Source organism: Burkholderia sp. 567, from assembly GCF_040545115.1.
Lineage (GTDB): Bacteria > Pseudomonadota > Gammaproteobacteria > Burkholderiales > Burkholderiaceae > Burkholderia > Burkholderia ambifaria.
In genome coordinates this window covers 42624-63083 of the sequence record NZ_JBEPLG010000017.1, presented here as the reverse complement: position 1 = coordinate 63083, position 20460 = coordinate 42624, and the positions used below count along the sequence as shown (strand labels likewise).

The window sequence follows — 20460 nt, the reverse complement described above, 5'->3', positions numbered from 1 at the left end:
CGAAGTTATCCACAGAACTGTGGGCGCCTTGTTAACTTCTACTATGTATACATACAAGTAAACCTTTGAAACCAAAGACCTGCGGTGCCTCACAGCGCCGCGAGTCGATTCGATCGGTTCCGGAGCGAAAAAGCTGTGGCACAATCGGTTTCCTTCGCGTTCGTTCGGCCCTGGCGCCGGACATGCTTCAACGGAACGGTCGGCACGATTTCGAATCTGAGTCTTCGAGACCGCGCAGTCCGTTCACACACCAGGCCGACAATCCAGATCGGCAGCCTGAACGACAGTTCCGCCTGATGGCGGAAGAGGCGGATCCCATGTCCTGCCGTCGTCGACCACAACAATCACATTCGGGGCGACACCCAGCCGGCGCGCATCTCATTTCCGACGCTTGACCCCGCGTCGCTGGCGGTTGCTTCCAAAGGAGAAGTCACCACGATGAAGTCGGCGTTCTCATTCCTGCCCAACTGGCCACTCGCGCCGGATGCCGTGTTCTGGGCCGGGCTTGCGCTGTTTGCGGCCGGCCTGTGCGGCGAGCTGTGCTATCGCGCATGGCGGCTGCCGCGCATCACCGGTTATGCGGTGATCGGTCTCATTGCCGGATCGTTCGGATTCGGCGTGATCGACGCGAGCACCGACGAAACCTCGCGGCTGCTGATCAACGTCGCGCTCGGGCTGCTGCTGTTCGAGCTCGGCAGCCGTCTCGACCTGAAATGGATCCGCCGCAATCCGTGGCTCATCGCATCGAGCCTCGCGGAGGCGACGCTCACATTCGTGCTCGTGCTGTTCGTGATGCTCGCGCTCGGCGTGTCGGGCATGGTCGCGCTGGTGCTGTCCGCGATCGCGATCGCGACGTCGCCGTCGATGGTGATCCAGCTGAAGACCGAACTGCGCGCGGAAGGGCAGGTATCGCAGCGCCTCATCACGCTGACCGCGCTGAACAGCGTCTACGCGATCGTGCTGACCAAGCTCGTGACGAGCTGGCTGCACCAGGAAGCGTACGGGAACGTTTTCGCGACGGTGCTGCAACCCGTCTACCTGATCGCCGGTTCGTTCATCGTCGCGTATCTGGTTGCGCGCGCATGCAATTACTTGTTCCGCCACATGACCTCGACGATGCGCGACGAGCATTCGTTCGTCGCGCTGTTCGGCCTCGTGATGCTCGCGATTGCGGTCGCGCAGGCGTTGAAGCTGTCGACGCTGCTCACGCTGCTGCTCGCGGGCATCATCGTGAAGAACCTCGAAGCGCGTCCGCAGCTGTGGCCCGAGCATTTCGGCACGGCCGGCTGGCTGCTGACGGTGATCCTGTTCGTGCTGACGCTCACGTCGTTCACGTGGGGCGACATCGCGATCGGCGGGCTGCTCGCGATCGTGCTGATCGTTACGCGGCTGGTCGCCAAGCTGGCCGGCGTCGTCGTGTTCGCGAAGCCAAGCGGGCTCGGGATGAAGCAGGGCGTCGCGCTCGGCATCGCGCTGACACCGATGTCCGCGCTGTCGTACCTGCTCGTCGACGACACCTACCAGCTCTATCCTAATTTCGACCCCCATCTGCGCGCGATCGTGATGTGCACGATCGTGATCCTGCAGCTCGTCAGCCCGTTCGTCGTCTACCGCTGCCTGTCGGCGGTCAGCGAACGCAGCGACAGAAACTGATTCCGGAACCTGCCATGGCACTCGAAACCTTCGTCAATTCCGAACCGTTCACGTTCGGCGTCGAACTGGAGATCCAGGTCGTCAACACGCACAACTACGACCTGACCAAGGCTGCATCCGACCTGATGCGCCTGATCCAGGGCGAGACCTTCCCCGGCAACATCACGCCGGAAATCACCGAGAGCATGATCGAGCTGTCGACCGGCATCTGCCACTCGCACGAGCAGGCAGTGTCCGAGCTGCATGCGATCCGCGACGTGCTCGTAAAGGCGGCCGACCAGCTCAACGTCGGGCTGTGCGGCGGCGGCACGCACGCGTTCCAGCAGTGGAGCGACCGGCAGATCTACGACGCGCCGCGTTTCCAGTACATCTCCGAGCTGTACGGCTATCTCGCGAAGCAGTTCACCGTGTTCGGCCAGCACGTGCACATCGGCTGTCCCGATCCGGACAGCGCGCTGTTCCTGCTGCACTCGATGTCGCGCTTCATTCCGCACTTCATCGCGCTGTCCGCGTCGTCGCCGTTCGTGCAGAACGTCGACACCGGCTTCCATTCGGCACGCCTGAATTCGGTGTTCGCGTTCCCGCTGTCGGGCCGCGCCCCGTTCGTGCTGACCTGGGACAGCTTCGAGGAGTACTTCACGAAGATGGTCAACACGGGTGTCGTCAACTCGATGAAGGACTTCTACTGGGACATCCGGCCGAAGCCCGGCTACGGGACGATCGAGGTGCGCGTGATGGACACGCCGCTGTCGGTCGACCGCGCGGCCGCGATCGCGTGCTACATCCAGACACTCGCGCGCTACCTGCTGACCGACCGGCCGCTGAAGCTGTCGGAGGATGACTATCTCGTCTACACGTTCAACCGTTTCGAAGCGTGCCGCTTCGGGCTCGAGGGCACTTGCGTCAATCCTCAGACAGGTGAGCGCCGCACGATCGCGGAAGACATCCTCGACACGCTCGACCGGATCGCGCCGCATGCGGCCGCGCTCGGCTCGCGCGCGGCGCTCGACGAGATCGGCGCGCTCGCGAAGGCGCGCGTGAATGACGCATCGTGGTTGAGAACCGTTTTCAAGCAGGAAAAATCGCTGAACGAGACGGTTCGCCAGCAGTGCCTGCGCTGGCGCGAATGAAAAAATGTTTTGCAGATTACGGACTCGACCGCGCGGCGATTCACTGAACGCCGTTCGGTGCCGATTCGCGTGCGGCACGTCGCCAGTCGTCCTGAAAATCTGTGGATAACTCAATATTCCGCTTCAAAGTCAACGCTCTGCGGGATGGATAACCCGGTGGACCGGTGCCCTCGGCATGGTGGCCGATCCGAACAGGAAAATGTTTGCGCGTGGCGCCGTAGGGCCGGCAGAGATTGCCGGCACAACGAAAAAGTCCGGTTATCCAGTGATTTTCCACAGAATGAAGGGGATAACTTAGCTGTGCGATTTTCCGCTCTCGCTTAGAATGTCGGCTTTGCGGACACCGGAACGACGTGTGTCTCACCGGTCGCCGCGAACGCGACCGCCGCGTGTGCCTCGCGACGGCCGTGTCGACGCTCCTCGATGAGCGTCTGTTTTGAGATAGACATTCGATCTCCACACTACGGCTGCTCGGCAATCCGGGCGGCGGCAAAGCGAAAAGACTATGAGCGAAGGCGTTTACGGGAATCAGGCTTCGGGACGTGTGACCCACAGCTTGCTGCGATTGAGTACGGCCATGCGAAGCCAGGCATGGGATTGGGCGGAAGGCGCGGGTCTCACGCCGACGCAGGGCGAGATCCTCGTGCTGCTGCTGCAACGCAAGGGCCCGATGCGGCTCGGCGAGATCGCACGCGAGACGCAGCTCACCGCGGCGACCACCAGCGATGCGGTCAGCACGCTCGAAACGAAGGGGCTCGTCGAGAAGCGTCGCGCACTGGACGATGGCCGCGCGCTCGCCGTGCGCCTGTCGGCCCGCGGCCGTACCGCGGCCAAGAAGGCGCTGCAATGGCCGGAATTCCTGACGAAAGCAGTCGGCAAGCTCGGCGCGGACGAGCAGGGCGCACTGTACCGCGCGCTGCTGAAGACGCTGCGCGAACTGCAGGTGGCCGGCGCGACGCCGCCGCAGCGCATGTGCCTGACGTGCACGCATTTGCAGCCGGGCAAGCCGTCGAAGAAGACCGTGCATCACTGCGCGGCGCTCGACCTGTCGATGACCGACAGCGATCTGCGTCTCGACTGTTCGGTGCACGAAGAAGCCGACGCGGCCACGCAAAAGAAGACCTGGAAGGTGTTCGCCGGCTGACGTCCGTCGATCGACCGGGAGGCCGATGATGAACGCTGAAGTGGTGGCGATTCGCCACGTGCATTTCGAGGACCTCGGCAGCTTCGAGCAGGTGCTCGGCGAGCGCGGGCGGCGCGTGCGCTATGTCGACGTCGGATCGTCGCGCGTCGAGGTGCTCGACGCGCTCCAGCCGTCGCTGCTCGTGATGCTCGGCGGCCCGCTCAGCGTGTACGACGATGCGCAGTATCCGTCGATCGCGCCGCTCGCCGCGCTCGTGCGCCAGCGCATCGACGCGGGACTGCCGATCCTCGGCATCTGCCTCGGTGCGCAGTTCATCGCCCGTGCGCTCGGCGCGCGCGTCTATCCGGCGGCGCAGAAGGAACTCGGCTGGGCGCCGCTGACGCTCACCGACGCGGGCCGTGCGTCGCCGATGCGCCATCTCGACGGCGCGGCCACTTCGATGCTGCACTGGCACGGCGATACGTTCGACCTGCCGGGCGGCGCGATCCATCTCGCGTCCACACCGGCATGCCGCCACCAGGCATTCGCGTGGGGGCAGCACGTGCTGGCGCTGCAGTGCCATCCTGAAATCCGCGCCGACCGCTTCGAACCCTGGCTGATCGGTAACGCCGGCGAAATCGCGTCGACGCCCGGCATCGACGCGCGCCAGCTGCGCGCCGACACCGTGCAGCATGGTCCCGCGCTGGAGGCGGCCGCGCGACGCATGTTCGCGGAGTGGCTCGACAGCGTCGGGCTTTGAAGCCGAGCGTGCGGCACCGCGCGTGAGCGGCCCGCCGGCAAAACCGGCCGGCGCACCGCGGCATCGCGCGTGCGCATTGCCTCACCGTCGCCACCGCCGCCGGCTTCACGCCGGCTGTCCCTGACCATCGGCTTACTGCCGAACCGGCCGCCAGCAGGCTTCCAGCCTGCGTGCTACGCTCGTCAGCTCTTTCTCTTTCCTGGCGAGCGGCACCCATGACTGCGCTGTTTTCTCCGTTCACGCTGCGCGGCGTGACCCTTCCGAACCGGATCGTGATCTCCCCGATGTGCCAGTACTCCGCCGAGCGCGGCGAGGCGACCGACTGGCACATGATCCATCTCGGCCATCTCGCGCTGTCCGGCGCGGGCCTGCTCTGCATCGAAGCGACCGCCGTCGAACCCGACGGGCGCATCACGGCCGGCGACCTCGGGCTGTGGGACGACGTGACCGAAGCGGCGCTCAAGCCCGTGCTGGCGTCGATCCGCAAGCATTCGTCGGTCCGCGTCGCGATGCAGCTGTCGCATGCAGGGCGCAAGGCATCGAGCGACGTGCCGTGGCAGGGCGGCCAGCTCGTGTCCGTCGCCGATGGCGGCTGGTTGCCGCATGCGCCGTCGGCGCTGCCGCACAAGGACGGCGAGACGCCGCCGCTCGCACTCGACGCGGCCGGCCTGAACCGGATCCGCGACGCGTTCGCGGCCGCCGCGAAGCGTGCCGCGCGCCTCGGCATCGACGCGATCGAAGTGCATGCGGCGCACGGCTACCTGCTGCATCAGTTCCTGTCGCCGATCTCGAACCAGCGCACCGACGAATACGGCGGCTCGCGCGAGAACCGGATGCGCTTTCCGCTCGAGATCTTCGAGATCGTGCGCGCGGCGTTTCCGGAAGACCGACCGGTCGGCGTGCGCGTGTCGGCGACCGACTGGGTCGAGGGCGGCTGGGAACTCGACGACACGATCGCGTTCGCACACGAACTGAAGCAGCGCGGCTGCGACTGGATCGACGTGTCGTCCGGCGGCGTGTCGCCGCTGCAGAAGATTCCGCTGTCGCCCGGTTACCAGGTGCCGTTCGCGCAGGCCGTGAAGCGCGCCGTTGGGATGCCGACGATCGCGGTCGGCCTCATCAACGATCCCGCGCATGCGAACCGGCTGATCGAGGCGGGCGACGCCGATCTGGTCGCGATGGCGCGTGCGATGCTGTACGACCCGCGCTGGCCGTGGCATGCGGCCGCCGAACTCGGCGCGCAGGTGTCGGCGCCGCCGCAGTACTGGCGCTCGCAGCCGCGCGAGCACAAGGCGTTGTTCGGCGACATCGCATTCGGCCAGCGTTGAGCGTCATGCGCGCGATATTGCGCACGATGTTGAACGAAGCAATCTTGAACGTGTAGGATGCGGATGATTCGCCGCATGGCCCGACGCGGCACCCACCGGTGCCGCGTTTTCGTTTTGCGCGACGCTGGGCCGTGAGCGCGGCCGTCTTCCATTCAATTCGTCTTCACAAGGATTCGTTCGATGAGTTCACGCAGGATCGCGGTGCGCCGCTCGGGAGTACACGGCAAGGGCGTGTTCGCGGTGGCGCCGATCAAGGCCGGCGAGCGCGTAGTGGAATACAAGGGCGAGCGGATTTCATGGAAGGAAGCGCTGCGTCGGCATCCGCACGACCCGAGCGAGCCCAACCATACGTTCTACTTCGCACTGGAAGAAGGCGGGGTGATCGACGGCAAGATCGACGGCAACAGCGCGCGCTGGATCAACCATTCGTGCGCGCCGAACTGCGAGGCCGAGGAGACGAAGGGTCGCGTGTTCATCCACGCGCTGCGCGACATCGAGCCGGAAGAAGAGCTGTTCTACGACTATGGCCTCGTGATCGACGAGAAGCTGACGAAGAAGCTCAAGCGCGAATACGCGTGCCATTGCGGCGCGGACGCATGCCGCGGCACGCTGCTCGCCACACCGGACGACGACGGCAAGAAGAGGAAGAAGAAAGACAAGAAGGACAAGGACGGCAAGTCCGAGTCCGCCGCGAAGGACAAGAAAAAGAAGAAGTGACCGGGGCGGCCGCGCATCGCGCGCGGCGGCTTCATCGGACGGCCGCCGCGCGCCGAAGCGCCCCGCAGCCGTTCTTCCCTCCCTCCCCAGGCGCGCACCGCGCGCGACTCAGTGCGTCGGCGCGGCGGCCGGCGTTTCGCTCGCCGGCTTCTCGGTACGCTTGGCGAGCGGCACGCGCACGACGAAGCGCGACCCGCCTTCCGATGCATCCTCGTACGACACCGTGCCGCCGTGCATCGCGATGATGTCGTGGACGATCGCGAGCCCGAGCCCGGCGCCCGTCTCGACGCCGTTGCCGCTTTGCGCATCGCCGCGGAAAAAGCGCTTGAACAGGTCGGCCTGCTGACTGGCCGGCACGCCCGGGCCGTTGTCCTCGACGACGATCTCGGCGGCCGGCTGGCCGTCCTCGAGCGCGCCGCGCGCGACGTTCACCGTGATCCGCGCGCCGTTCGGCCGTGCGAGCGGCACGTATTTCAACGCATTGTCGAGCAGGTTCGCGATCACCTCGCGCAGCAGCACGGGGTTGCCGCGCACGTTCAGCGTTTCGTCTTCGCCGGGTTCGTCGCTGCGCTGGAAGCCGAGGTCGACATGCGACGCGAGCGCGCGCGGCACCCACTCGGCACCCGTCTCGAATGCCATCGCGGCGAGGTCGACGTCGACGAAACGCGCGGCCTGTTCGCCCGGCTCCGCGCGCGCGAGCGACAGCAACTGGTTCGACAGCCGCACCGCGCGGTCGGCGGCCGCGCGCAGCTCGCGCACCGCGGCGTAGGTCTGCTGCGGGTCGCGCGCGACGGCGGCCTGCTCGGCATGCAGCTTCACGGCGGTGAGCGGCGTGCGCAACTGGTGCGCGGCATCGGCGATGAACTTGCGCTGCGCGTCGAGCGCGGTCTTCAGGCGGCCGAGCAGCGCGTTCATCGCGCTCGTCAGCGGCCGGATTTCGAGCGGCACGTCGGTTTCGTCGACCGGCTCCAGCGACGTGTGGGTCTGCCGGTTCAGCGAATCGGCGAGATGCGTGAGCGGGCCGAGCTGCTGGTTCACGACGCGCCACACGATGCCCCAGCCCGCCAGCAGCAACAGCAGCAGCGGCATCATGATCGCGACGAGGAATTCGGCGGCGATCCGGTAGCGGTGCCGCACCGGCTGCGCGACCTCGACCACCATCGGCCGGCCGCCGTCGACTTCCTCGACGCGCACCTGCGCGACCCGCACGGCGCGGTTGTCGTACTCGGCCTCGAACACGTACGCGTGATGCATGCGGCGCACGTTGATGCCGCGCAGCGGCAGCTTCGGATCGCCGGCGAGCTCCTCCTCGCCGTCGCTGATTCGGTAGATCAACGCCTCGGCCGGATCGGAGAACATCGCCTGCGCGAGCGGCGGCACCGTGAACGGCGCGTCGGGGCCGGCGATCTGGATCTGTTTGGAGATGGCGGTCGCGAGATCGGCGAGCGAGCGGTCGATCACGTGTTGCGTGTATTGCCACGCGAGCCAGTAGGCAATCAGGCCGCTCATCAGCGCGAGCATCGACAGCGGCGCGGCGAGGCGTCTGAGCAGCGAGCGGCGCAGGCTGGTGGTGACAGCCGGATCAGAAGACATTTCGACGGGCAAATGGATAAGCGCCGCTCACGGGGAGCGGCGCGGTCGTGCGCCGGACGGCGACGCGGGCAGGGCGGCGCGCCGGCGGCACGTGGCCGGCCGGCAGGCGGCGCCGCTCAGACGCTCGCGGTCTGGCGGATTTCCTGCAGCAGGTAGCCGAAGCCGCGCACCGTGACGATCTCGACACGGCACTGCTCGAGTTTCTTGCGCACGCGGTGCACGTAGACTTCGATCGCGGTGTCGCCGAGATCGCCGCCGAAATGCGTGAGGTGATCCTGCAGCTGGGCCTTGCTGACGACACGGCCGTGGCGCAGCAGCAGCATTTCGAGCACCGCGAACTCGCGCGGCGACAGTTCGAGCGGCTTGTCGTCGTTGAAGATGCGGCGATCGACGCCCGACAGGCGGACGCCGCCGAGCGACACTTCCGGACGCGGCATGTCGCTGTGCGGGCCGCTGCGACGCATCACCGCGCGGATGCGCGCTTCGAGCTCGGCCGGCTCGAACGGCTTGAGCATGTAGTCGTCGGCGCCGGAGTTCAGGCCCTGGATCCGGTCGTTCAGTTCGTCGCGCGCGGTCAGCACGATGACGGGCGTGTGGCGGTTGGTCTGGCGGAAACGCGTGAGCAGCGTCATGCCGTCGATGCCCGGCAGGCCGAGGTCGAGGATCACGAGTTCGTGGCGGTTTTGTGCCAGCGCCTGTTCGGCAAAGATGCCGTCATGCACCATGTCGACGGTGAAGCCAGCCTGCTCGAGGCTGCTCTGGATACCGCGTGCGATGGGGCGGTCGTCTTCGATCAGAAGGAGTCGCATGAAGTTCGCTCAAGTACAATGGGTTGGCGGTTCAGGCACGCGGACAGCACGACACCGTTTCCACAGGGGCGCCGCATCGCCTGACATCAAGCATGGCGGCCAGCGAACGATTACATCCAATCATGTCCGATATCTCGATCCACGACCTCGAAGCCGCGATCAATTTCTGGCGCGCCCGCTCGCCGTCGAGCGGCGACGAACTCAAACTCTGCGAAGAGGCCAGCGCGCTCTCCAAGCCGTATGCGCTGCTGATTGTACAGCGCGAAGCCGCGCTGCAACTGGAAGGTTTAGACCCCAAGGCGCGGAAAGCGTACGAGACTTACGTGCGCCTTAAGGATGGCTTGGAAAGCTGAAGGCTTTCGCTCAGTACATCCTAGAAAACGTTCAGCAAAATGAAAAGTTGACGCGCCGCGCGTCGCAGGTTGCGCGGCGGCGGAGTAGTCTCAGGCGGCCGGTTCGGTGTGCGCGCACACATGGTCGATGAACTGCGCGAGCGAGATGTCGCGCTCGGTCAGGCCATGCGCATCGTGGGTCGACAGCGTGATGTCGACACGGTTGTACACGTTGAACCATTCCGGATGGTGATTCATTTCCTGCGCCTTGATCGCGATACGCGTCATGAAGCCGAAGGCCTCGTTGAAATCGGCGAAGCGCACGCTGCGCTGGATCGCGTCGCGCCCCGGCACGGCCGTCCAGTGCGGCAGCGCTTCGAGCCGGGTCTTGCGTTCTTCTGATGTGAGCTTGTGGATCATGTTGCACCTCGTTCGGTAACCAGCGGCGCCCGCGCGCGGGCAAAGGCCACGCGGCAAAGCCGGTACCGGTCATTGTTTCATAGTTGTGCGACGGGCATCTGGAGGCGGCCGCCCGGAGGCGGGCGCCAGCGCCCGAAGCATGCCGGCGTGGCCTGCAGCGTTATGCGTGCGCGTCGTCCGGCCAGCCTTCGCCCGTGCCGCGATGCAGCACGAGATCGTGCTCGAGCACCGCGCCGGCCGGGAACTCCGGCAGCGCGGCCAGCCGGTCGGCCAGCGCACGGCCGTCGACGTCGGCGAGTGCGAACAGCTGCGCGAAATCGTCGATCACGAAGTAGGTCGTCTGGAACGTGTCGATCCGGTACTGCGTGCGCATCACGCGCTCCAGGTCGAAGCCGAGCCGGTTCGGCGCCGCGCTTTCGAGGCTGTAAAGGCTCTCGCCCTTGCTCGACACGATCCCGGCGCCGTAGATCGACAGCCCGTTCGTGCCGTTCGGGTCGCGAATCAGCCCGAATTCCACCGTATACCAGTAGAGGCGCGCCAGCCGCGCGAGCGCCGCTTCGTCGTCGGCGACCGCGAGCGCGGTGCGGCCATAAGCCTGCATGTAGTCGGCGAACACGGGCTCGATCAGCAGCGGCACGTGGCCGAACAGGTCGTGGAAACAGTCGGGTTCCTGCAGGTAGTCGAGCTGGTCCGGGCGGCGCATCCACCAGGTGACCGGAAACCGCCGGTTCGCGAGGTGCTCGAAGAACACGCGATCGGGCACGAGGCCCGGCACCGCGACGATCTCCCAGCCGGTTGCCCGCTTCAACTGGCGGTTCACGTCGGCGAACGACGGCACGCGGTCGGCCGGCAAGTCGATCTTTCCGAGCCCGGCGACGAATGCATCGCATGCGCGTCCGCGCAGCAGCGCCGACTGGCGCGCATAGAGCTGCTGCCACACCGCGTGGTCGACCTGGCCGTAGCGTTCGAGCGGCTGGTCGATGGTGAAATCGGCGCGGGTTTCGAGGCCCGCATCGAACTGCTCCTGCAGTTTCGCGGTGACGACGGTGGACATGATCAGGCTCTGCACGCTGTGGTTGGGAACCATGCAAGTGTAGAGCGGGCGACGTGCGGAATGGGCGCAAAGATGGCGTGAATTCGCTCGTTGATGCGATAATCGCGCATCAAAACACGAATCAATGCGGAGTATGCTCATGCTGGAACTCGATCACTTCGATCTCGCGCTTCTCGACGTGCTGCAGCGCTTCGGCCGCGCGACGCACCAGCAGCTCGGCGAGGAGGTGCCGCTGTCGCCGTCGCAGATCGGCCGGCGGCTGCAGCGGCTCGAGGCGGCCGGCGTGATCGAAGGCTATCGCGTGATGTTGCGCCCCGAAAAGCTCGGGCTCGGCGTCACCGCGTTCACGAGCCTGAAGCTCAAGCACCACGGCGATTCGATCATCGAGCAGTTCCAGCAGCAGATCGACGTGCTGCCCGAGGTGCTCGAATGCCATGCGGTGGTGGGCGATGCCGATTACCTGCTGCGGATCGTCGCGCCGGATCTCAACGCGCTGTCGCAGTTCGTGATGAAGAAGCTGATGCGCGTGCCGGGCGTCGACAGCGTGCGCTCGAACATCGTGCTGACGACCTTCAAGCGCAACGGCGCGCTGCCGCTCGCGCATCTGGCGCCCGGCGCCGCGTGAGGCGGCGGCCGGGCCGCGGGCGGGATGCTGGATCCCGCCGCGGATAGGGACCGATCAGGCCGCTTCGGATTGCGCGTCGGCGTTCAGCAGGTCGACGTACGCGACCGCGACGAGATCGTCCTGCGCCACGCCGAGCTTGGTGAACACGTCATGCGCTTCGGCTTCGCCGCTGGCTTCGTCGTCGTCGGGGTCGAGCACCACTTCCAGTTCGATGAAGTCGCCGAGGCCGTCGACGCGGTCGAGGTGAATCCGCGTGCGGCCGACGAGGTACACGTGCCGTTCCTTCGTCACGATCCCGCGCGTGGTCAGCGCGGTCGCGAGCAGCGAATGCATCGCGTCCGGGTTCGTCACGGGGCTGCGCGTGTAGTACGACGCCTTCGGGCCGTCACGGTCGTCGCGCTGATAGAAGATCAGTTCGGCCGGCGTGCCGTCCTCGAAGCGGCGCAGCTTCAGCCGGCCGCGCGGCACGTCGTAGAAGAAATCCTGCTGCCGGTAGAAAAGCGGTGCTTCGGTCGCGAGCGTAGCCGCCTGTTCGCGCAGCCGGTCGAATTCACGGGCGCGGGCTTTGATCTCGATGTTGCGGGCCATGCGGGTCTCCTTCAATCATGGATCTCGCGGTTTGCGAACGCACAATCTAGCAAAAAGCCCGCGATGGTGGCGTGACGCGCCACCGGGACGCGGCGACACGACGCGGGGGCAGGTGATTCGGGCGTTGCAGCGGATCCGGCGCCGGATCAGGCTCAGAAGCCCGGTGAACGATCGGCCGCATCGACATCAGCAGCCCTCATATCGCCCACTGCGCCTCGATCAGCCGCAGCGCGGCCGCGATCGCCGGTTCGTCGCGCCGCTCGGCGAGCGTCACGAACGTCAGCTCGGTGGGCACCGTCACGCGTTCGACGATCGTCAGCGCGTGCGCATGCGCTTCGGCCAGCGCGGTCGAGTCGCGCGCGAGCGTCAAGCCGATCCCGGATTTGACCAGGTCGAGCATCGACTGCTCCTGATCGACCTCGGCGACCTTGACCGGCTGCGCGCCAGCCGCCGTGAAGCGCCGCGACAGCAGCCGGTGATGGGCGGACGCGGGCGGCGTCCAGATCCACGGCAGCGCGGCGAGCGCACGCCAGTCGTGCGCGCGCTGCACGCGCTCCTTCCAGCCGGCCGGCGCCAGCACGCGATACTGGAAATGCGTGAGCGTGACCGTATTGAACAGCATCTCGTCGCGCGGATCGTCCTCGCCCGGCCGGCCGATGTAGTAGCCGACGTCGAGCGCCTGCGCACGCACCTGCTCGAGTACCCAGCCCGACATCCCGTGCCGCAGCGCCGTCTCGATCTGCGGATGGGTTTCGACCAGCGCGCGCAGAAAGCCGCCGAGCCGCAGGAAGCCCGGATCGAGGATCGTACCGATCCGCAGCCGGCCGCGCACTTCGTGGCGCAGCGCGGCAGCGGCGCGCTGCACGTCGGCGGCCGCGGCGAGCGCGCGCTCCGCGTGCGGCAGCAGCGTCTGGCCGTCGCGCGTGAGCGCGAGCCCGCGCGACGTGCGCGTAAACAGCGTGATACCGAGCGTTTCCTGCAGATGCTTGATCTGCAGGCTGACGGCCGGCTGCGTGAGGTGCAGCTGCACGGCCGCGCGCGTCAGGTTGCCTTCGCGGGCGACCGTCGCGAACGCGCGGAGCAGGGTGAGATCCATCGTCGTGATATGAGCGCAGCTTATAACGCAGTTCAGCATAACTCATTGGATCGACGGCCGGGCGGCGGAGTACGCTTCATCGATCGCGTCGCCCGCGGCGCACCATGCTGAAAACGCCGTGCGCGAGCGCGCTGCGCGGCGTACAACAAGGAAGAAGACGTAAGGAGACATGTCGTGAGTACTCAACGTACGCTCGAGGGCGAATTCGATTACGTGATCGTCGGCGCGGGCACCGCGGGCTGCGTGCTCGCGAACCGCCTGACCGAGGATCCGGAGATCCGCGTGCTGCTGCTCGAGGCGGGCGGCAAGGACGACTATCACTGGATCCACATCCCGGTCGGCTATCTGTACTGCATCGGCAATCCGCGCACCGACTGGCTGTACAAGACGCAGCCCGAGGCGGCGCTCAACGGCCGCGCGCTGTCGTATCCGCGCGGCCGCGTGCTCGGCGGCTGCTCGTCGATCAACGGGATGATCTACATGCGCGGCCAGCGCGAGGATTACGACGGCTGGGCGCAGGAAACCGGCGACGCCGGCTGGTCGTGGGACAGCGTGCTGCCGATCTTCAAGCGCAGCGAAGACCACCACTCGGGCGCGAGCGATGCGCACGGCGCGGGCGGCTACTGGCGCGTCGAGAAGCAGCGGCTGCGCTGGGAGATCCTCGAATCGTTCGCGCAGGCCGCGCAGCAGACGGGCATTCCCGCCACCGACGATTTCAACCGCGGCGACAACACCGGGGTCGGCTATTTCGAAGTGAACCAGAAGCGCGGCGTGCGCTGGAATACGTCGAAGGCGTTCCTGCGGCCCGCGATGACGCGCCCGAACCTGACCGTGATCACCGGCGCGCACGCGCAGCGCGTGATCTTCGACGGGCGGCGCGCGGTTGGCGTCGAGTATCGCGGCGGCGGCACCGATTATGTCGCGCACGCGCGCGCCGAAGTGTTGCTGACTTCCGGCGCGGTGAATTCGCCGCAGCTGCTCGAACTGTCCGGCATCGGTGCGGGCGCACGGTTGCAGGCGCTCGGCATCGACGTCGTGCAGGATCTGCCCGGTGTTGGCGAGAACCTGCAGGATCACCTGCAGTTGCGGATGGCGTTTCGCGTCGATGGCGTGCGCACGCTCAACACGCTGTCCGCGCACTGGTGGGGCAAGCTGATGATCGGCGCCGAATATGCGCTGCTGCAGCGCGGGCCGATGTCGATGGCGCCGTCGCAGCTCGGCGCGTTCGCGAAGTCCGATCCGGACGATCCCGCGCTCACACGTCCCGATCTCGAATATCACGTGCAGCCGCTGTCGCTCGAACGCTTCGGCGAGCCGCTGCACGCGTTCAACGCATTTACGGCGTCCGTCTGCCATCTGCGGCCGAGCTCGCGCGGCAGCGTGCACATCGCGAGCCCCGATGCGAGCGTGGCGCCATCGATCGCGCCGAACTACCTATCGACCGACCACGATCGTCATGTCGCCGCGAACGCGCTGCGTCTCACGCGCCGGATCGCATCCGCGCCGGCGCTCGCCCGCTATCGTCCGGAGGAGATCCTGCCGGGCACGCAGTATCGGACCGAAGCCGAACTGATCGATGCGGCGGGCGCGATCGGCACCACGATCTTCCATCCGGTCGGCACGTGCCGGATGGGGCGCGCGGACGACGAACGGGCCGTCGTCGACAGCCGGCTGCGCGTGCGCGGCATCGCGGGGCTGCGGATCGTCGATGCATCGGTGATGCCGTTCATCACATCGGGCAACACGAATTCGCCGACGCTGATGATCGCCGAGCGCGCGAGCGACATGATCCGCGCCGATCGACGCGCGGCGCACGAAGCGACGCACGTGCGAACGGAAGCGGCGGTGACGGCGGCGTGACACCATGCTGACATCCACGACAGCGGGCCGTCATCCAGTCGCCCGCTGATTCGCTATGCGAAGCAAGCCGAAGCGAGCGGATCGCACCGGATTGGTGAGATAAACGTGCACAGTGTGCGTGCGTTCGCGCAGGCACGCGCGATGCGCATCCGCGTACCGATGATGCGCGTGTCAAAAAACACGCCGCAAATTCTCGAAGCGCCGCATCGGATATGGCGGCCAGCCCTATAAGTGCAAATCCCGATGATTGCACTGCACCAACGGGGCGACAATGTGGCGCAATGTGCAGACGCGTCGGCGCGGGAGACCACCCTCGATGCGTAATACGGCGTCCGGGGACAGCCCGCTCATCCGCAGACCTGTTCGCGGTCGCTTGCGCGAATCTTCCCGGTGGTTCGCCTGACTTCGTACGGAAGGGAACATGATTCTCGGCGACACGATTCTCGAAACACGCGGACTGACGAAGGAATTCAGGGGCTTCACCGCCGTGAACGGTGTCAACTTGCGTGTGCGTCGCGGTGCGATCCATGCGTTGATCGGACCGAACGGCGCGGGCAAGACCACCTGCTTCAACCTGCTGACCAAGTTCCTGACACCGACGGCCGGTCAGATCGTCTTCAACGGCATCGACATCACCGACGAGCGCCCGGCACAGGTCGCGCGCCGCGGCATCATCCGTTCATTCCAGATCTCGGCGGTATTCCCGCACCTGAGCGCGCTGCAGAACGTGCGCATCGGCCTGCAGCGCTCGCTCGGCACCGAATTCCATTTCTGGCGCAGCGAGCGCACGCTGAAGCGGCTCGACGATCGCGCGATGGACCTGCTCACGCAGGTCGGCCTCACCGATTTCGCGCATGTGCCGACCGTCGAGCTCGCATACGGCCGCAAGCGCGCGCTCGAGATCGCGACGACGCTCGCGATGGAACCCGAACTGATGCTGCTCGATGAGCCCACGCAAGGGATGGGCCACGAAGATGTGGACCGCGTGACCGCGCTGATCAAGAAGGTCGCGAGCGGCCGCACGATCCTGATGGTCGAGCACAACATGAACGTGATCGCCGGCATCTCCGACACGATCACCGTCCTGCAGCGCGGCGAGGTGCTGGCCGAAGGCTCGTATGCGGAGGTGTCGAAGAATCCGCTCGTGATCGAAGCCTACATGGGCAGCGCCGACGCGGCGCTCGCGGGGGCGCACGCATGAAGCGCAGCGAACGGGAGGAACGCGAATTGAGCGGCGTCGAGAGCGGCACGCCCGCGCTGGAGATCACGGGCCTCGAGGCCTGGTACGGGGAATCCCACATATTGCACGGCGTCGACCTGAGCGTTCATCGCGGCGAGGTCGTGACGCTGCTCGGCCGCAACGGCGCGGGCCGCACCACGACGCTGCGCGCGATCATGGGCCTCACCGGCCGCCGCAGCGGGTCGATCAAGGTCGCGGGCAACGAGACGATCGGCCTCGCGACGCACCGCATCGCGCATTTCGGCGTCGGCTATTGTCCGGAGGAGCGCGGGATCTTCTCGAGCCTGTCGTGCGAGGAAAACCTGATGCTGCCGCCGCTGATCGGGCCGCGCGAGCATGCGATGCCGCTCGACGAGATCTACGCGATGTTCCCGAATCTCGCGTCGCGCCGGCAGAGCCAGGGCACGCGGCTGTCCGGCGGCGAGCAGCAGATGCTCGCCGTGGCGCGGATCCTGCGCACCGGCGCGAACCTGCTGCTGCTCGACGAAATCTCCGAAGGCCTCGCGCCGGTGATCGTGCAGGCGCTCGCGCGCATGATCATCGCGCTGAAGGCGCGCGGCTACACGGTCGTGATGGTCGAACAGAATTTCCGTTTTGCCGCGCCGCTCGCCGACCGCTTCTACGTGATGGAGCATGGCCGCATCGTCGAGCATTTCCGTGCATCCGAACTGGAAGGCAAGATGCCGATCCTTCACGACCTGCTCGGGGTGTGACGCCGCCCCGTTTCCCTTGCCGCTAGCCGTGGCGGCTCTCGAATAACCACAACGCATCAGAACAACAGGAGACGTCAATGAAAATGAAGACCCTCGCGCAGGCCTGTCTCGCGCTCGCGACCGCCGCGTTCACCGCCGGCGCCGCGCATGCCGCGGATACCGTGAAGATCGGTTTCGTCACCGACATGTCGGGGCTGTATGCGGACATTGACGGTCAGGGCGGCCTCGAGGCGATCCGCATGGCGGTCGCCGACTTCGGCGGCAAGGTGCTCGGCAAGCCGATCGAGGTCGTGTACGCGGATCACCAGAACAAGGCGGACATTGCCGCGTCGAAGGCGCGCGAATGGATCGACCGCGGCGGGCTCGACCTGCTCGTCGGCGGCACGAATTCGGGAACGGCGCTGGCGATGGCCAAGCTCGCCGCGGAGAAGAAGAAGGTCTACATCAACATCGGTGCGGGCGCGGACACGCTGACGAACGAGGAATGCACGCCGTACACGGTGCACTATGCGTACGACACGATGGCGCTCGCGAAAGGCACCGGCTCGGCGGTGGTGAAGCAGGGCGGCAAGACGTGGTTCTTCCTGACCGCCGACTACGCGTTCGGCAAGGCGCTCGAGAAGAACACGTCCGACGTCGTGAAGGCGAATGGCGGCCAGGTGCTCGGCACGGTGCGCCACCCGCTGTCCGCGTCGGATTTCTCGTCGTTCCTGTTGCAGGCGCAATCGTCGAAGGCGCAGATCCTGGGCCTCGCGAACGCGGGCGGCGACACGATCAACTCGATCAAGGCCGCGAAGGAATTCGGCATCACGAAGACGATGAAGCTCGCCGGGCTGCTGATGTTCATCAACGACGTGCACAGCCTCGGCCTCGAAACGACGCAGGGCCTCGTGCTGACCGACAGCTGGTACTGGAACCGCGATGCGGCGTCGCGCCAGTGGGCGCAGCGCTACTTCGGCAAGATGAAGAAGATGCCGTCGAGCCTGCAGGCGGCCGACTACTCGTCGGTGACGACCTACCTGAAGGCCGTGCAGGCCGCCGGCACGACCGACTCCGACAAGGTGATGGCCGAGCTGAAGAAGATGAAGATCAACGACTTCTACGCGAAGGGCGCGATCCGCCAGGACGGCAGCATGATTCACGACATGTACCTGATGGAAGTGAAGAAGCCGTCGGAGTCGAAGGAGCCGTGGGACTACTACAAGGTGCTCGCGACGATTCCGGGCGACCAGGCGTTCGGCACCAAGAAGGAATCGCGCTGCGCGCTGTGGAAGTAAGCGCGACGTAGCGACGCAGCAGCGGGCGGCGGCCGCGGCGAGGCGCTCGCTGCGCCGCCCGCGTGCGCCGCGGCTTGAAGGTTGCGCACGCAACGAAACTCATACTGACGGCTAAGTCGATGGAAATCTTTGGCATTCCGTTGCCGGCGATGCTGAGCCAGTTGCTGCTCGGGCTCGTCAACGGCTCGTTCTACGCGATCCTGAGCCTCGGGCTCGCGGTGATCTTCGGGCTGCTCAACGTGATCAACTTCGCGCACGGCGCGCTGTTCATGCTGGGCGCGATGCTCGCATGGATGGGGCTGTCGTACCTCGGGTTGCCGTACTGGGCGATGCTCGCGCTCGCGCCGCTGCTCGTCGGTGCGTTCGGGATCCTGGTCGAGCGTTCGATGCTGCGCTGGCTGTACAAGCTCGATCACCTGTACGGGCTGCTGCTCACGTTCGGCCTCACGCTCGTCGTCGAAGGCGTGTTCCGCTCGGTCTACGGCTCGTCCGGCCAGCCGTACGACGTGCCGTCGCAGCTGTCCGGCGCGACCAATCTCGGCTTCATGTTCCTGCCGAACTACCGCGCATGGGTGGTCGTCGCGTCGCTCGCGGTGTGTCTCGCGACCTGGTTCGTGATCGAGAAGACGCGCCTGGGCGCCTATCTGCGTGCCGGTACCGAGAACCCGAAGCTCGTCGAGGCGTTCGGCGTGAACGTGCCGATGATGATCACGCTCACCTACGGCTTCGGCGTCGCGCTCGCGGCGTTTGCCGGCGTGCTCGCCGCGCCGGTGATCCAGGTGTCGCCGCTGATGGGCCAGCCGATGATCATCACCGTGTTCGCGGTGGTCGTGATTGGCGGGATGGGCTCGATTCTCGGCTCGATCATCACGGGGCTGATGCTCGGCGTGATCGAGGGCTTCACGCGCGTGTTCTATCCGGAAGCGTCGGCCACGGTCGTGTTCGTGATCATGGCGATCGTGCTGCTGATCCGCCCGGCGGGCCTGTTCGGCAAGGAAAAATGATGCAGAGAAAAGTGCTCTACGGCGTGCTGCTCGCCGCACTGCTCGCCGCGCCGTTCATCGGCGCGTATCCGGTCTTCGTGATGAAGGTGCTCACGTTCGCGCTGTTCGCGGCCGCGTTCAACCTGCTGATCGGCTATACGGGGCTGCTGTCGTTCGGCCACGCGATGTTCCTCGCGACCGCCGGCTACGGCACCGGTTATATGATCCAGACGCTCGGCTTCACGCCGGAGCTCGGCGTGCTCGTCGGCACGTTCGCCGCGACGCTGCTCGGGCTCGTCGTCGGGCTGTTCGCGATCCGGCGGCAGGGCATCTACTTCGCGATGATCACGCTCGCGTTCGCGCAGATGGTCTACTTCATCTACCTGCAGGCGCCGTTCACGCGCGGCGAGGACGGCCTGCAGGGCGTGCCGCGCGGCCACCTGTTCGGGCTCGTCGACCTGTCGAACGACGTCGCGCTCTACTACGTCGTGCTCGCGGTGATCGTGGCGGCGTGCGCGTTCATCGTGCGTATCGTGCACTCGCCGTTCGGCCAGGTGCTCGTCGCGATCAAGGAGAACGAGGCGCGTGCGATCTCGCTCGGCTACGACACCGATCGCTTCAAGTTGCTCGCATTCATCCTGTCGGCCGGGCTCGCGGGGCTGGCCGGTTCGCTGAAGGTGCTGGTGCTCGGCTTCGAGACGCTATCCGACGCGCACTGGACGATGTCGGGCCTCGTCGTGCTGATGACGCTCGTCGGCGGGATGGGCACGCTGTTCGGGCCGTTGCTCGGCGCGGCGCTGATCGTCGCGCTGGAGGACCGGCTCGGCGACATCGGCGAATGGCTTGCGTCGGTCACCGGCATCGGCTGGTTCCACTCGCTCGGCGAATCGACGACGATCGTCACGGGGCTGATCTTCATCGCGTGCGTGCTGGCATTCCGGCGCGGGATCGTCGGCGAGATGGTCGCGCGGGTCAAGACGCTCAGGCCGTCCTGACGTGCATCGCGCCGGTGCGGCGGGGTGGTGCGAGGGGGAGGCGAGGTTGATGCGAAGCACCATCCGGCATGGCCGGGAAGGGCGTTTCGGCGGCCTCCGGCCGGCCCCGCGCGGCAGCGCTGGTGCCCCATTTTCGTGCGGCGATGCACCATAGGGGTAAATGC

Annotated in this window: 20 protein-coding genes; 14 read left to right on the top strand and 6 right to left on the bottom strand. The window is 66.4% G+C overall.

Annotation, left to right across the window (positions count from 1 at the left end; all coding sequences use genetic code 11):
- Positions 1-438: 438 nt before the first annotated feature.
- From ABIC50_RS32750 to ABIC50_RS32725, 6 genes are all read left to right on the top strand, one after another.
- The gene (locus tag ABIC50_RS32750; protein ID WP_126226893.1) at positions 439-1653 is read left to right on the top strand and encodes a cation:proton antiporter; all 1215 of its coding nucleotides are present in this window, start codon (positions 439-441) and stop codon (positions 1651-1653) included.
- Between the two features lie 14 nt (positions 1654-1667).
- A complete protein-coding gene (locus tag ABIC50_RS32745; protein WP_006751345.1) occupies positions 1668-2783 on the top strand; it encodes a YbdK family carboxylate-amine ligase in 1116 nt (371 codons plus the stop codon).
- A gap of 505 nt (positions 2784-3288) precedes the next feature.
- Positions 3289-3927: a MarR family winged helix-turn-helix transcriptional regulator gene (locus ABIC50_RS32740; protein ID WP_011655591.1), complete on the top strand. Its 639-nt coding sequence runs from the start codon at positions 3289-3291 to the stop codon at positions 3925-3927.
- A gap of 28 nt (positions 3928-3955) precedes the next feature.
- Positions 3956-4666 carry a glutamine amidotransferase gene (locus ABIC50_RS32735; protein WP_105830794.1) on the top strand — a complete coding sequence of 237 codons (711 nt, stop codon included), beginning with the start codon at positions 3956-3958 and terminating at the stop codon, positions 4664-4666.
- A gap of 215 nt (positions 4667-4881) precedes the next feature.
- A complete protein-coding gene (locus ABIC50_RS32730; RefSeq protein ID WP_175735406.1) occupies positions 4882-5994 on the top strand; it encodes an NADH:flavin oxidoreductase/NADH oxidase in 1113 nt (370 codons plus the stop codon).
- Between the two features lie 180 nt (positions 5995-6174).
- Complete coding sequence (locus ABIC50_RS32725; protein WP_011655594.1) at positions 6175-6711, top strand: SET domain-containing protein; 537 nt, start codon at positions 6175-6177, stop codon at positions 6709-6711.
- A 108-nt stretch (positions 6712-6819) separates the two neighbouring features.
- On the opposite strand, the gene ABIC50_RS32720 is transcribed toward ABIC50_RS32725, so the two are convergent.
- Both ABIC50_RS32720 and ABIC50_RS32715 read right to left on the bottom strand, forming a co-directional pair.
- Positions 6820-8304 carry a sensor histidine kinase gene (locus ABIC50_RS32720; protein ID WP_105830761.1) on the bottom strand — a complete coding sequence of 495 codons (1485 nt, stop codon included), beginning with the start codon at positions 8302-8304 and terminating at the stop codon, positions 6820-6822.
- A 116-nt stretch (positions 8305-8420) separates the two neighbouring features.
- A complete protein-coding gene (locus ABIC50_RS32715; protein WP_006401494.1) occupies positions 8421-9113 on the bottom strand; it encodes a response regulator in 693 nt (230 codons plus the stop codon).
- Positions 9114-9235: 122 nt separating this feature from the next.
- Here ABIC50_RS32715 and ABIC50_RS32710 point away from each other — a divergent pair, with 122 nt between their 5' ends.
- On the top strand, positions 9236-9466 hold the full coding sequence (locus tag ABIC50_RS32710) for a DUF3717 domain-containing protein (RefSeq protein ID WP_041491056.1): 231 nt from the start codon (positions 9236-9238) through the stop codon (positions 9464-9466).
- A 90-nt stretch (positions 9467-9556) separates the two neighbouring features.
- Here the strand turns inward: ABIC50_RS32710 and ABIC50_RS32705 are convergent, their stop codons facing one another.
- Together ABIC50_RS32705 and phhA are read right to left on the bottom strand one after the other, a co-directional pair.
- A complete protein-coding gene (locus ABIC50_RS32705) occupies positions 9557-9865 on the bottom strand; it encodes a 4a-hydroxytetrahydrobiopterin dehydratase (RefSeq protein WP_269016335.1) in 309 nt (102 codons plus the stop codon).
- Between the two features lie 160 nt (positions 9866-10025).
- Positions 10026-10952 (bottom strand): phenylalanine 4-monooxygenase, encoded by a 927-nt coding sequence (phhA, locus tag ABIC50_RS32700; RefSeq protein WP_354168892.1) that lies wholly within the window; start codon positions 10950-10952, stop codon positions 10026-10028.
- Between the two features lie 106 nt (positions 10953-11058).
- On the opposite strand from phhA, the gene ABIC50_RS32695 reads away from it, so the two are divergent.
- The gene (locus ABIC50_RS32695) at positions 11059-11544 is read left to right on the top strand and encodes an Lrp/AsnC family transcriptional regulator (protein WP_006408082.1); all 486 of its coding nucleotides are present in this window, start codon (positions 11059-11061) and stop codon (positions 11542-11544) included.
- Positions 11545-11598: 54 nt separating this feature from the next.
- Here ABIC50_RS32695 and ABIC50_RS32690 read toward each other — a convergent pair whose 3' ends face one another.
- Both ABIC50_RS32690 and ABIC50_RS32685 read right to left on the bottom strand, forming a co-directional pair.
- A complete protein-coding gene (locus tag ABIC50_RS32690; RefSeq protein WP_354168889.1) occupies positions 11599-12132 on the bottom strand; it encodes a class IV adenylate cyclase in 534 nt (177 codons plus the stop codon).
- A gap of 196 nt (positions 12133-12328) precedes the next feature.
- A complete protein-coding gene (locus tag ABIC50_RS32685) occupies positions 12329-13228 on the bottom strand; it encodes a LysR family transcriptional regulator (RefSeq protein ID WP_354168886.1) in 900 nt (299 codons plus the stop codon).
- 174 nt (positions 13229-13402) lie between these two features.
- Between ABIC50_RS32685 and ABIC50_RS32680 the strand changes: the two genes are divergently transcribed.
- The 6 genes from ABIC50_RS32680 to ABIC50_RS32655 all read left to right on the top strand — a co-directional run bounded on the left by ABIC50_RS32680 (position 13403) and on the right by ABIC50_RS32655 (position 20296).
- Positions 13403-15088 carry a GMC family oxidoreductase gene (locus ABIC50_RS32680; RefSeq protein WP_354168884.1) on the top strand — a complete coding sequence of 562 codons (1686 nt, stop codon included), beginning with the start codon at positions 13403-13405 and terminating at the stop codon, positions 15086-15088.
- 421 nt (positions 15089-15509) lie between these two features.
- Entirely contained in the window at positions 15510-16289 is a 780-nt protein-coding gene (locus ABIC50_RS32675) for an ABC transporter ATP-binding protein (protein WP_011655601.1), read from the top strand.
- The gene (locus ABIC50_RS32670) at positions 16286-17041 is read left to right on the top strand and encodes an ABC transporter ATP-binding protein (protein ID WP_011655602.1); all 756 of its coding nucleotides are present in this window, start codon (positions 16286-16288) and stop codon (positions 17039-17041) included. Before ABIC50_RS32675 ends, ABIC50_RS32670 begins: the two co-directional genes overlap by 4 nt.
- A gap of 77 nt (positions 17042-17118) precedes the next feature.
- The gene (locus ABIC50_RS32665) at positions 17119-18318 is read left to right on the top strand and encodes an ABC transporter substrate-binding protein (RefSeq protein ID WP_012362755.1); all 1200 of its coding nucleotides are present in this window, start codon (positions 17119-17121) and stop codon (positions 18316-18318) included.
- A gap of 119 nt (positions 18319-18437) precedes the next feature.
- Positions 18438-19322, top strand: a complete 885-nt coding sequence (locus tag ABIC50_RS32660; RefSeq protein ID WP_011655604.1) for a branched-chain amino acid ABC transporter permease — start codon at positions 18438-18440, stop codon at positions 19320-19322.
- Positions 19322-20296 (top strand): branched-chain amino acid ABC transporter permease, encoded by a 975-nt coding sequence (locus ABIC50_RS32655; RefSeq protein WP_164714849.1) that lies wholly within the window; start codon positions 19322-19324, stop codon positions 20294-20296. Before ABIC50_RS32660 ends, ABIC50_RS32655 begins: the two co-directional genes overlap by 1 nt.
- Positions 20297-20460 lie beyond the last annotated feature (164 nt).